Origin of the sequence: Halopelagius longus (genome assembly GCF_900100875.1) — an archaeon.
GTDB lineage: Archaea > Halobacteriota > Halobacteria > Halobacteriales > Haloferacaceae > Halopelagius > Halopelagius longus.
In genome coordinates, this window is record NZ_FNKQ01000003.1 from 463,909 (window position 1) to 476,189 (window position 12,281).

Consider the following 12,281-nt stretch of genomic DNA (forward strand, 5'->3'; position numbering starts at 1 on the left):
GAGCCTACTCCTCGGTTTCGGTCGGTACCGCGTCGGCGGAGGCGTCGCTCGCTCGGGGACTCGCGCCGCCGTGCGGGGTGTGACGGCGGCGAACGGTCACGTCCCTGACTGCCTCCGCCGCGTCGTCGACGACGAGTGCCTCGCCCGGCGCGTCGGGCAGTCGCTCCCTGAGGGTCGAACCGAGATACGTCGGGTTCGCCGCCGCCAGCGCGTCGATGTCGGGGCCGGCGGTGAGGCGGTGGACGACGCGCAGGTCGGCCTGCGAGACGGCGACGTCGGGGAGCGAACTCGGCCGTTGCGTCGCCGCGACGAGCGAGACGCCGGGTGCTCGTCCGCGCGTGAGAATCGTTTCGAGCGCCGGCGACGCCACGCCGTCGAAGAACGCGTGCGCCTCGTCGAGAAAGAGCCACGGCAGGCGGTCTATCGCCCCGGAGAGTCGGGCGTCGTACAGTCCGCTCGCCACGGCGTACGCCACCGCGTTCATCGGCGCGGGGTCGAGCGACGAGGCGTCGAGGACGGTGGCCTCTCCCCCGGCGAGTTCGGACGCCGAGAGGCCGTCGGGGTCGAACACGCCCCACGTCTCGGCGCGGCGGAGTCGGTTGCCCGCGGCGCGAACCGTCGCCGCGGGAACGTCCGCGTCGGCGACGAACTCCCGCATCGCCGTCAGCGTCTCCGCCGTCGCCGCGGCGCGCCAGACGAGGGACCCGACCGGGGAGTTCTCGTCGCACCCGACGAGCGTCGGCCACGCCGAGGGCGGAACGGCGTCCGCGCGGACCCGAGGCGACCGGACGACGCGGGCGGGGACCGGCGGGCCGTCCCTCTCGGACGCGCCGAGTCCGTCGAAGACGCCCATCGGGTCGACGAGGACGGGCGCGACGCCCGACGCCCGGGCGGCACCCTCGGCGAGGACGCCGAGCGTGTACGACTTCCCGTAACCGCGCTTTCCGACGACGAGGGCGGCGTGCGGCCGGTCTACGTCCACCGCGACCGGAGCGCCGTCGCTCCCGTCGCAGGCGCGGTGGCGTCCGAAGCGAACCGACGGGCCGTCGTCGCCGCCGCGCCGACCGAGAACCTCCGCGTCCGCGTTCGTCTCCGTGTCCGTGTGCATCGGGGGGTCTGGTCCCGCCTTCGTACTTCAACCCCCGGACGAGGGTTTATCCCGGGAGGCGGGACCACCGCCCCTATGTTCGACAGATTCGGACTGAAGCGGTTCGCCGCCGACGACCGGGCCATCGAAGGACTGCCGATTCGCCTCGTCATCGCCCTCGTCGTCGGCGTGGCGACGATGAGCGTCATGCTGAACATGCTCTCGGGGGTGCAGGGACTGGCCGTCTCGGAACTCGACGTGAAACCGGACCCCGACGTGGTGACGCCCGGCGAACAGGAACTGGACCTCCTCGTGGTGGACGCCGACGGCGACCCCGTGGAAGGCGCGACGGTCGTCGTGAAAGACGGGACCGCGGACATCGACGGCGTGAAAACGAATAAATCCGGAGCCGACGGGGTAGCGACGGTGAACGTCTCGCCCGACGTCCGAACGAATCAGGGGGACGGGACGCTCGTCGTGGACGTGAAACCGCCCGCCGGGAGCCAGTTCGTCGATAGGCGGGAGAACACGGCGGTGCTCGTCGTTCGGGAGTGAGATGCGGCCGAAAAGGAGAGAGTGAGGAGGTGAGCGCTACCGTTCGGGATGCGTCGGCGCGTCGAACCCGCCGCGGACCAACGGTTTCGCGATGTGGCGGCGCGCGCAGGGCGGCACCTCGTACCACCCGCGTTCGAGTTCGCGGTCGACGCGCACCGTCTCCTTCCCCGGTGCGGTGGTGCCGCAGTCCCGGCAGCGATAGCCCTGATTTCGGCCCGCGCTCTCCATCGAACGCCCGCAGTCTGGGCACGTCGGCGTGACTTCCTCGGTCCGGACGAGAGACCGAACGGCGAACTTCTCCAGTTTGAGCGTCCCCCGACTCACCTCGCCGCAGACGGTCAGGTCGTCGCCGACGCGGAGGGCGCGGACCCTGTCGCGGAACCGCTTCGTCGGTTCGAAGGCGACGCACTCTATCGACCGGTCGCCGTCCGCGAGTTCGAAGAAGACGTGCCCGCCGCGGCGCGTCTCGGGGTCCGAGGCGACGGCGCCGTCGACGCGGTAGGCGGAGTCGTCTTCGAGCGAACCGAGTTCGCCGTCTCGGAGATGCACGTCGGTCCCTTGGTTCGTCAGGAAGGTGGCCGCGCGTTCGACGGGTTCCGACTCGATTCGGGCCGCGAGTTTTTCGACCGCCTCGGCGTCGTCGCCGCGGACGCCGTGCAGGATGGGCCCGGGCGCGTTCGGGACGCAGACGGCCTGTCCCTCCTCTCGGTCCACGGTGTCCCACGCCTCGGGGTAGAACGCCTCCGCGGCGTCGAAGACGGAGTCCCAGTCCACGTCGCGGGGCGTCCCGCACCGGTCGAACTCCCGGTAGGAGATGCGCTCGTACGTCCACTCCTCGAAGGCGGGCCACGCGCCGATAGCGGCGAGCGCGCCGATTCGGCCGCGTCCGCCGTCCCAGCCGCGGTGTTCGTACCCCGCCTCGTCGGCCAGCGTCGTCGCCGTCTCGGTATCGACGATGTCTCTGACGCCGCGGCGGGCGAAGTCGGCCACCGCGTCCGGCACGTCCTCGGGGTCGCCGGGCGCGACGACGACGCCCGGACTCGTCCGCGGGTCGTCCGTCTCCGCGAGGGGTTCCAGTTCCGAGACGGCGACGTCGAGGGCGTCAGCGGCGGGAAATTCCACGTGGAGGGCGAGTGCGGCGTTGCCGCGGGTCTTGTGCTTCACCGCGGGGTTGAGTCGGACGAGCAACCGCCGCCGCACGCGGCCACCGGCGGCCTCGACGGCCTCTGCGACCAGCGTCGCGAGGTACGTCGTACACATCCCTCGCTCTCTGGAGTCGGTGTCGTCCAGACCGATGACCGTCATGGGCGACGATACCGCGTCGAGGATGTAACGCCTTTCGAGTCCGGGTCGGCCCGGGCCGGCTGACGTATATAAAAATACCGTCGCGTCCGGCGGAATCGGGCGACGCGGGCGATTACGGGCTAGAAAACAGTTATATGTCGCGAATCACTTATACATGAATATGTCCCGGTCAGCTCTGGTCGGAAACGTCACGGCGATGCTGGAGGACGCCGGTTTCCTCGTCAGCGACCGCTGTGCCATCCGTCCCAAGAGCTTCGACCTCGCCGCCCGGCGCGGCGAAGACTTGGTGCTGTTGAAGATTCTGGGGAACATCGACGCGTTCGACGCCGCGACCGGCGCGGAGATGCGTCGCCTCGGCACGTACCTCTCGGCGACGCCGATGGTCGTCGGCCTGCGGACGCGCGACGAGGAACTCAAACCGGAGGTGGTCTACTTCCGGCACGGCGTGCCCGTGATGAACCCCGACACCGCGATGGACCTGTTCGTCGAGGGCGTCCCGCCGCTCATCTACGCGGCCCCCGGCGGCCTCTACGTCAACATCGACGGCGACCTGTTGGCGGACGAGCGCCAGGAGCGAGGGTGGAGCCTCGGCCGTCTGGCGAACGAACTCGGCGTCTCGCGGCGCACCGTCTCGAAGTACGAGGACGGCATGAACGCGAGCATCGAGGTGGCGATTCAGCTCGAACAGATGTTCGACAAGCCGTTCTCGAACCCGGTGGACGTGATGGACGGCGCAGAGGAAGTGCGCGAGGCGGACCCGACGCCCGAGGACCCGGCGGCGGACCCCGACGACGAACACGTCGTCCACATCCTCACCCGCGCGGGGTTCACCGTCCACCCCACGTCGCGCGCGCCGTTCAAGGCGGTCAGCGAGGACGAGGACCGGAGTACCCGGCGCAGCGACCGGATGCCGATGCTGACGGGTCACTCGCCGTTCACCCGGAGCGCCGAGAAGCGCGCCCGCATCATGTCCTCTCTGGGCGAGGTGACCCAGACCCGGTCCGTCTACTTCACCGAAGATCAGTCGAAGCGCGACTCCGTGGACGGGACGGCCCTCGTCAGCTGCGAGGAACTCGCCGCCATCGACGACCCCGACGAGATTCGCGACCTGATTCGGGAACGCGCCCGCGAACCCGAGGAAGCGTAGCCGACTCTTCTCTCACCCTCTCGCCCGTCGGTCGAGCGTCTGCGCCGTCGGGAGCGACCACCCGTAGGTGACCGCCGCCGTCCGCGACCCGACGGTCACCGCGGCGCACACCGCGGCGGCGGCACCCGGCGTCCCGGCGAACGTCGCCGCCAGCCAGTAGGTCGTCCCGCCGAGAACCGCACAGCTCGCGTAGAAGTCGTCGAACAGGATGAACGGCGACCTATCGAGGAGTACGTCCGCGAACGCGCCGCCGCCGACGGCGTTGATGGTCGCTATCGCCACGACGCCGAACCCCGAGAGGCCGGCGTCGGTGGCGACGATTGCGCCCGCGGTGGTGAACGCCGCGAGGCCGACGGCGTCCGAAAAGAGGGTGATCGGGTGTTCGTCGGCCGAGTCGAACGCGACGCTGAGGCCGACGGCGAGGGCGACGCCGAGCATGCCGAATCCGATTTCGCCGAACGACCTGAGCGCCAAGGGGACGCGGTCGACCAACACGTCCCGCGTCGCCCCGCCGGCGAACGCCGTGACGAGTCCCACCACCGCGATACCGAACACGTCGAACTCCTCGCGTATCGCCTTCGTCGCGCCGACGAGTGCGAACGCCACCAAGCCGACGGTGTTCATCACGACGAACGGGTCCACAGAAACTGCGCCGACGATGTCCTGAGCCACTACGTTCGCCCACGGCGGAGGACGCCTTGAGGGCTACGCATCGAACCGCGGACGGCAGAAGGGTCGCCGGGTCAGTTGGCGTACGTCTCGTCGAGGTACTCGACGATGTCGTCGCTCTCGGGCATCCCCTCGACGCCGTGTTCCTCGTCCACGAGGACGGGGACGCCCGTCTGGCCGCTCACTTCCTCGACTTCCGTTCGCTCGGAGTGCGAACGCGGGACCATCTTCGACTCGTACTCCAAGTCGAGTTCCGAGAGCTTGTTCTTCACTTTCGCGCAGTAGGGACAGCCCTCTAGCTCGTACAGGATGAGGTTCGACATCGCTAGCCGATAGGCGACTGCGGATAAAGAGTCCGGTGGTTCTGTGCGTCCCGGATACACACGGGCGGCGATTCCGCGGTCAGCGCCCGACGACGTTCCGAACGCCGTCGGCGATGCGTCGCCGGTGGAGGACGACTTCCCCGCCCGCCCACCCGAGAAGGAGGAGGGCGGCGCAGACGGCGTAGACGAACTCCCACGGGCCCATCCAGACGGGGCGAAGCCACGGCGTGACGTGCGCCCACTTGGTGGCGAACTCGTTCATCGGCCCTTCGAGGGGCGTCTCCGCGAACGTCGCGCGCATCTGCCCGGCGAAGCCGACGCCCTCGCCCGACCCGGCGCGGAGTTCCGCGCTGCCGGTGATGTCGTACTCGCCGCTCGCGTTCATGTCGCGGATGGTCGGCCCGTCCGAAGAGCCGTCGCCGTGTGCGACGCGTTCGGCGTCGTACGGACCCCACGTCGCGTAGTACTCCCAGACGATTTCGCCCTCCGGCGTCACCTCGATGACGCGGTGGTTGAGCGTGTCCGTGATGAGCGTGTTGCCGTTCGGCAGCCGGTCGGCGTCCCGCGGCCAGTTGAGGACGTTCGACCCGACGGACCAGGTGCGGACCCACGAACCGTTCTCGTGGGCGTACTCGACGACGCGGTTGTTTCCGCTGTCGGCGACGAGTATCGTCGGCGTCCCGTTCTCGCTCAGCATCCAGTCGGGGTTGTGCTGTTCCCGCATCACGTCGTAGTTGTCGTCGCTCCCGAGGCGGTGGGTGATGTTCTTCGTCTCCATGTCGACGACGATGGCTTGATCGAAGTTCCGCGGCGAGAGCAGCAGTTTCCCGTCGCCGATGGGGTCGACGTCGTTGGAGTGGGTCCAGTCGCTCGTCATCCCGCCGTTCGTATCGGAGGGGAAGTGGTCGCGGTAGTACCACTCCCACGTCACCTCCTCGGTGGTCGTGTTGTAGACGAAGATGCGGTCCATCGACCCGTTCTCCTCGTCCCACTCGCGCATGTTCGAGACGACGAGTTCGTCCTCGCTGAGGCGGTCGACGTCGTGGGTGTCCTCGATGTCGAAGCGCGTCTCCCAGACGCGGGTCTGGTTCTCGGGGTTCAACTCGAAGACGAGCGTCTCGCCGTCGCGCGGCGAGGAGACCAACAGGTTCCCGTTCTCCAAGGGGTCGACGTCGAAGAACCACGCGCCGGACTCGTTGTGAGTCCACTGCGTTCCCCCACGTTCGCCGACGGAGATGACGCGGGCGGGCTTCTTCGGGTTCGTCGACCCGTCGAACGTGTACCCTTGGACGCTGACGACCGTCGACCCGTTCGCCGGACTCGTCACCGTCCCGCGGGTCAGCGTCGTCTCGTCGTCGGGGTCGTACGTGATGGCGGACACCGCAGACGGCGTCAGCAGGGCGACCACGAGGACGAGCGTGACCGCCCGCACGGCAGTTCGTCTAGAGAGTGAGACCATTACTACCGACTGACTGTCGGTACAGGCGTGAACCTTTTTTGGTATCCCTCGGCCCTGTCAGTCGATGCGAGCGGCCGTCAAGCGGGGAGAACGGCGGGTATCGGGGGACGCGAGAGCGACGGACGGAGAGAAAAGAGACGGGTCGTCCGGCGGGTCCTACACCTGCGCCGAGAGGAAGCCGCTGGTTCGGACGAAGAAGTAGAGGACGAACGCGCCCGCCAGCACCCAGTGGCCGGCGCGGAGGTCCTCGCGGTCGCCCGCGGCGAGTTTGACTATCGGGTAGGAGACGATGCCCGCGGCGATGCCGTAGGCGATGGAGTAGGTGAAGGGCATCACGAGGATGGTCATCCCGGCGGGGATGGTGTTGGTGATGTCGCTCCAGTCGATATCGACGGCGTTGCGCAGCATCACGATGCCGATGACGACCAACGCGATGTGGGAGGCGTACTGCGGAATCGCCGCCGCCAGCGGAACGAGAGCCAGGGAGGCGAGGAACAGAACCGCGACGACGAGTGCGGTCAGTCCGGTTCGGCCGCCCTCTTCGACGCCGGAGGCGGACTCGATGTACGTCGTCACCGTCGAGGTGCCGAGCATCCCGCCGACGGTGGTGCCGACGGCGTCGGCCATCAGCGGTTTGTCGATGTCCGGGAGGTTACCGTCCTCGTCGAGGAAGCCCGCCACTTGACCGACGCCGACGAGCGTTCCCGCGGTGTCGAAGAAGTCCACGAAGAAGAACGTGAACACGATGAGCGCGAAGGAGAACGCCTCGACGTTGCCGAAGCCGTCGAGGAACGCGCCCGCGAGCGGTGCGATGTTGTACGTCGCCTCGGTCGAACCGGCGACGAGTCCGGCGTCGGCGGGAACGACGCCGAGCGTCGTCACCACCCACCCGATGAACGCGGTGCCGAGGATGCCGAGGACGATGGAGCCCGGGATGCCCCGAGCGTACAGCGCGAACGTGAGAAACAGGCCGACGACGGAGACGATGGCGACGGGGTTCGACGCCACGTCGCCGAGGGTGACGAGCGTCGAGGCGTCGTCGACGACGATGCCCATCGCCTGCAGGCCGATGATGGCGAGGAACAGCCCGATACCGGTTCCGACGGCGAACTTCACCGGCGCGGGGAACAGGCGGATGATGTACTCGCGCGCGCCGACGGCGGTGAGGACGATGAAGAGGAGTCCCTCCACGACGACGGCGGCAAGCGCCGTCTGCCACGGTACCCCGAGTGCGCCGACGACGGTGAACGCGAAGAAGGCGTTCAACCCGAGTCCGGGCGCTTGCCCGAACGGCCGGTTCGCGTAGAACGCCATGACGAGCGTCGCCACCGCGGCGGCGATGATGGTCACGACGGCGAGCATCGACTGTACCTCGCTGGGCGCGTAGCCCGCGATGGCGATACCGTCCGCCCCCTCGATGAACGGCTGGTCGGTCAGTATCGACGGGTTGACGACGACGATGTACGACATCGTCAGGAACGTCGTCAGTCCGGCGAGAACCTCCGTCCGCACGGACGACCCGTGTTCTTGCACATCGAAGTAGTCTTCGAGCGTCTCAGTGAGCCCCATAATGCACGAGTGAGCATACTCGCTATTCCGACCATAAGCGTTACCATCGAAAGGGGCGAGAATGAGCACGCACGTGCATATCCCGGCAATTATGACGGGGGATTCTCTGCGCAGGCGTGTACTACCACAAACGACGAGTTCGTCGATAGAGAACGCGGGTGCTCGAAGGAAGCGCGTTCGCCGGGCAGTCAGAGACGATGCGTCGCCGGCGCGCCGACTCTCACTCCGTATCGAACTCGGTGAGTGCGCCGACGGGCGCGGCGGTGAGTTCCTTCGCGCGGTCGGTGCCCTTCTCGCCGACGGAGATGAGGGCGAAGACGCCGGTCACCTCGGCGTCGGCCTGTTTGGCGATGTCCAAGAGCAGTTCCTGCGTCTCGCCCGACCGGATGAGGTCGTCGACGACGAGGACTTTCTCGCCCGCGGAGATGGCGCGGGCGGGGAGGTAGTAGGTGAGTTCGATGCCGGAGGTGAGTCGCTGGCGGGACTCGATGAACTCCTCGACGGCCGTCTCCTTCGACTTCTTCGCGTAGGCGACGCGGGCGTCGAAGTACGACGCCATGGCCGCGCCCAAGGTGATGCCGTCCGTCGCCGCCGTCAGCACCACGTCCGGTCGCTCGAACTCGAGAGTGTTGGCCGCGACGGGCGCGACGAGGTCCAGAAACGACTGGTCGAAGACGACGCCGGAGTTGTCCACGTACCCCTCGTCGTCGAACTCGACGCGGGCTTCGAGTTCGGTCGCCAGTGCGTCGCGCCCGACGCCCTCGACGACGTCGCGGGCGCGTTCGATTCCGGGGAGGACGTGTCCGTTGACGTACCGGTTCAGGTCGCCCGCCGGGAGTCCTGTGACCTCGGCGAGTTCGTCGTACGTCCGAGTCTCTTTGAGCATCCGCAGGACGGCGACGGCTTGGAGTTGGAGAGTCGCCTTCTCCGCTCTGTTCATACCCCGATGGACGAGGTTGCGTAAGTATGAATACTTCGATGTAGATGAGAAACGAATTGCCCATATATGTGTAGGGCACGAGTCGCCGCTCGGTCCGTCGGCGGCGGGCGGACCGGCGGAGAGGTCGGCGAAGAAGCGGGCGTTACCGGTCGGCCAGCAGTTCGTCGGCGGTGACGAGGGAGTCAAGTTCCACGTCGGCCTCGGCGAGGCGTTCGGCGGCCCCCTCCTCGCGGTCCACCACGACGAGGACGCGGTTGACCTCCGCGCCGGCGTCTCGAAGCGCTTCGACGGCGTCGAGGGCGCTCTTTCCGGTCGTGGCGATGTCTTCGAGGACGAGAATCTCCTCGCCCTCGTCGAGGCGGCCCTCGATTCGCTTCGCCGTGCCGTACTCCTTGGCCTTCTTGCGCGCGATGACGTACGGCGTGTTCGTCTCGACGCTGGTCACCGCGACGAGGGGAACCGCGCCGAGTGCGACGCCCGCGAGTTTCTCGCCGTCGTGTTCCTCGGCGAACGCCTCCGCGACGAGGCGGAGGCAGGTGGGGTCCGTCTCGAACAGGTACTTGTCCACGTAGTAGTCCGAGGTGCCGCCGTGGGAGAGTTCGAACTCCCCGTACTGGACCGCGTCGGCCTCGCGCAGGGCCTCGATGAGTTCGTCGTTGGCCATACTGTCGTCGGGTCGCCCGAACGGGTTAAACGGGGCGGTTCGCCGCGGCGGTCAGGCGATGCAGTGCGGAAAGGACACCGAGGTAGACCGCGAGGCGAGCAAAGCGAGCCCTCGCGGAGGTTTTTGGTCCACCGGCAGAGCTCCGCTCTGCCGAGCCTCCGCTCGCTTCGCTCGCGGAGACAGATTTTTGGAGGGGGTTCGAGCGCGTCGCCGAAGGCGACGCGAGGAGACCCGAGGCGGAAAAAGGTGGTTTACCACGGTTCGTTCTTCACGCCGAGGAGGTAGGCGGCGACGTTCGTCGTCACGTGCAGGACTGGCGTGAGGACGAGGACGACGCCGAGGACGGGCAGCGAGAACGTCTCGACGAACCACGGGAGGTCGAACGCCGCCGCGAGGAGGAGTGCGCCGACCACGAAGTCGAGTTGGTCGAGGCCGGGGAACGCCGCGCCGCGTTGCCGTCCGCTCCGACGCTTGAGGAAGGAGGCGGCGATGTCGCCGACCATCGCGCCGAACGCCAGACCGACCGCGGCGGGGAGCGGAAACGTCGGCAGGGAGACGCCGACGAGGGCGGAGACGGGGTCGGCGACGGCGTTGCAGACGAGGGCGAGGGCGACGCCGGCCAGCGTTCCCGCGGCCGTCCCGCGCCACGTCTTCCCGTCTCCGAGGAGGCGGCGGTCCCCCCACGTTCGTCCCCCGTCTATCGGCGCGCCGCCTCCGGCGAGGACGGCCGCGTTGTTCGGGACGTACGCGGGTAACATGGTCCAGAACGCGACGGCGACGAGGTCGAGTACCATGTTCGGGAGTCGTCGTCCGCGACTTAAGGGGCCGTGATTTCGTTCGGAACCTGACTCTCTCGACCGGGGGACGGTGCCGCGGACGACGCGACTCCGACGCCGAACCGCCGATGCGCCCGGCGAAACGGTGTGCCAACGCACGGTTCGGACAGAAGTTCTCTTAAGGACGCAGGCTCACCTACTCATCAATAGATGTCCTCGTGGAGACGCGACTTCGCAAGCGGACTGGTAATACTAGTCCCCATCCTCGTCATTCTGTGGGTTCTGAACTACCTCTACTCGAGTATCGTCAAACTACCGCTCATCAAGAACCTCCAAGAACCGTTCGGGTTCTTCGTCGCCATCATCGTGTTCGCGATGTTGGTGCTGTCGGTGGGCTACCTGATGCGCACGACGGTGGGGCGACTGTTCGAGACGTACCTCGACGCGACGATGAATCGGGTCCCCCTCGTTCGCATCCTCTACAACGCGTCGAAACTCGCCGTCGAGACGGCGTTGACGGGGACGGAAGACCTGCAGACGCCCGTTCAACTCGAGACGTGGCCGGGCGTCCGGATGACGGCGTTCAAGACCGGCCAGACGACGAAAGACGGGCGGGTGGTCCTGTTCATGCCGACGGCACCGAACATCACCACGGGGTTCGTGATGGAGGTAGAGCCCGAAGACATCCAAGAACTCGACGAAAACGTCGAGGAGGCGCTGACGCGCATCCTCTCGGCCGGGTTCGCCGAGGACGAGTCCCGGTCGGCCATCGACATCGACGTGCAGACGGAAGACGACTGAACGCTCGACGGGAGAAGGCGGAGAAAGTCGGCGGGTCCGTTTACTGCGGTTTCAGACGTAGGTGAACCACTCTTCGTGGTCGTCGGAGCGACCTTCCACGAGGTCGAAGAACGCCTGCTGGAGTTCCTCGGTCACCGGGCCGCGAGTGCCGTTGCCGATGACGACGTTGTCCACCTTCCGGATGGGCGTAATCTCGGCGGCGGTGCCGGTGAAGAACAGTTCGTCGGCGGTGTTGAGTTCGCCGCGCGAGATGGTCGCTTGGTCGTAGACGGTGTAGCCGCGTTCGCGGGCGAGTTCGATGACCGTGTTGCGGGTGATGCCGTCTAAGATGCTCTGCGAGAGGCCGGGCGTGTAGATGTCGCCGTCGTTCACCATGAAGATGTTCTCGCCGGGACCCTCGGCGACGTTGCCCTCCTTGTTGAGGACGATGGCCTCGGTGAAGCCGTTTCGGCGGGCCTCCTCGCCCGCGAGAAGCGAGTTCACGTAGAGGCCGGTCGTCTTCGCGTTCGTCGGAATCTGGCTGGAGGCGTGCTTCCGCCACGAGGACACCATCACGTCCACGCCGTTCTCCAAGGCGTCGTCGCCGAGGTACGTCCCCCACGGCCACGCCGCGATGGCGACCTGCACGGGGTTGCCCTTGGGGCTGACGCCCAGCGAGTCGTAGCCGTAGAACGCGACGGGGCGGATGTAACAGGACTCGAGGTCCTGTCGGCGGATGAGTTCCATCGTCGCCTCGGTGAGTTCCTCCTTCTGGAAGGGGATGTCCATGTCGTAGGGCTTCCCGGAGGCGTAGAAGCGGTCCAAGTGTTCGTCCCACCGGAAGATGGCCGGGCCGTCCTCGGTGTCGTAACAGCGGACGCCCTCGAAGACGCCGCTGCCGTAGTGAAGTCCGTGGGAGAGGACGTGAATCTGCGCGTCGTCCCAGTCGACGAACTCACCGTCCATCCAGATAGTGTCGACATCCATCTCGTCGAATCCCATACCGC

At 67.4% G+C, this 12,281-nt stretch carries 13 protein-coding genes; 3 read left to right on the plus strand and 10 right to left on the minus strand.

Going from position 1 to position 12,281, the window contains the following annotated elements:
* Positions 1-4 precede the first annotated feature (4 nt).
* Positions 5-1,108, minus strand: a complete 1,104-nt coding sequence (locus BLS11_RS13075; protein WP_092538139.1) for an ATP-binding protein — start codon at positions 1,106-1,108, stop codon at positions 5-7.
* 75 nt (positions 1,109-1,183) lie between these two features.
* Here BLS11_RS13075 and BLS11_RS13080 point away from each other — a divergent pair, with 75 nt between their 5' ends.
* Positions 1,184-1,642: a DUF7382 domain-containing protein gene (locus BLS11_RS13080; RefSeq protein WP_092538141.1), complete on the plus strand. Its 459-nt coding sequence runs from the start codon at positions 1,184-1,186 to the stop codon at positions 1,640-1,642.
* 36 nt (positions 1,643-1,678) lie between these two features.
* On the opposite strand, the gene BLS11_RS13085 is transcribed toward BLS11_RS13080, so the two are convergent.
* The gene (locus tag BLS11_RS13085; RefSeq protein ID WP_092538143.1) at positions 1,679-2,947 is read right to left on the minus strand and encodes a tRNA(Ile)(2)-agmatinylcytidine synthase; all 1,269 of its coding nucleotides are present in this window, start codon (positions 2,945-2,947) and stop codon (positions 1,679-1,681) included.
* Positions 2,948-3,107: 160 nt separating this feature from the next.
* On the opposite strand from BLS11_RS13085, the gene BLS11_RS13090 reads away from it, so the two are divergent.
* The gene (locus BLS11_RS13090) at positions 3,108-4,094 is read left to right on the plus strand and encodes a transcriptional regulator (protein WP_092538145.1); all 987 of its coding nucleotides are present in this window, start codon (positions 3,108-3,110) and stop codon (positions 4,092-4,094) included.
* A 12-nt stretch (positions 4,095-4,106) separates the two neighbouring features.
* Here the strand turns inward: BLS11_RS13090 and BLS11_RS13095 are convergent, their stop codons facing one another.
* From BLS11_RS13095 to BLS11_RS13125, 7 genes are all read right to left on the minus strand, one after another.
* The gene (locus BLS11_RS13095) at positions 4,107-4,718 is read right to left on the minus strand and encodes a trimeric intracellular cation channel family protein (protein WP_217629023.1); all 612 of its coding nucleotides are present in this window, start codon (positions 4,716-4,718) and stop codon (positions 4,107-4,109) included.
* Positions 4,719-4,837: 119 nt separating this feature from the next.
* A complete protein-coding gene (locus tag BLS11_RS13100; RefSeq protein ID WP_092538149.1) occupies positions 4,838-5,086 on the minus strand; it encodes a glutathione S-transferase N-terminal domain-containing protein in 249 nt (82 codons plus the stop codon).
* A 79-nt stretch (positions 5,087-5,165) separates the two neighbouring features.
* A complete protein-coding gene (locus BLS11_RS13105; protein ID WP_092538151.1) occupies positions 5,166-6,545 on the minus strand; it encodes an aryl-sulfate sulfotransferase in 1,380 nt (459 codons plus the stop codon).
* Positions 6,546-6,701: 156 nt separating this feature from the next.
* Positions 6,702-8,114, minus strand: a complete 1,413-nt coding sequence (locus BLS11_RS13110; protein WP_092538153.1) for an NCS2 family permease — start codon at positions 8,112-8,114, stop codon at positions 6,702-6,704.
* Positions 8,115-8,334: 220 nt separating this feature from the next.
* On the minus strand, positions 8,335-9,054 hold the full coding sequence (locus BLS11_RS13115; RefSeq protein WP_092538155.1) for a phosphoribosyltransferase family protein: 720 nt from the start codon (positions 9,052-9,054) through the stop codon (positions 8,335-8,337).
* Positions 9,055-9,196: 142 nt separating this feature from the next.
* Positions 9,197-9,718, minus strand: coding sequence for an orotate phosphoribosyltransferase (pyrE, locus tag BLS11_RS13120; protein ID WP_092538157.1), 522 nt, complete (start codon positions 9,716-9,718; stop codon positions 9,197-9,199).
* Between the two features lie 251 nt (positions 9,719-9,969).
* Complete coding sequence (locus tag BLS11_RS13125; RefSeq protein ID WP_092538159.1) at positions 9,970-10,512, minus strand: CDP-2,3-bis-(O-geranylgeranyl)-sn-glycerol synthase; 543 nt, start codon at positions 10,510-10,512, stop codon at positions 9,970-9,972.
* Between the two features lie 192 nt (positions 10,513-10,704).
* Between BLS11_RS13125 and BLS11_RS13130 the strand changes: the two genes are divergently transcribed.
* Positions 10,705-11,295 (plus strand): DUF502 domain-containing protein, encoded by a 591-nt coding sequence (locus tag BLS11_RS13130; RefSeq protein ID WP_092538161.1) that lies wholly within the window; start codon positions 10,705-10,707, stop codon positions 11,293-11,295.
* Positions 11,296-11,346: 51 nt separating this feature from the next.
* Here the strand turns inward: BLS11_RS13130 and BLS11_RS13135 are convergent, their stop codons facing one another.
* On the minus strand, positions 11,347-12,276 hold the full coding sequence (locus tag BLS11_RS13135) for a branched-chain amino acid transaminase (RefSeq protein WP_092538163.1): 930 nt from the start codon (positions 12,274-12,276) through the stop codon (positions 11,347-11,349).
* Positions 12,277-12,281 lie beyond the last annotated feature (5 nt).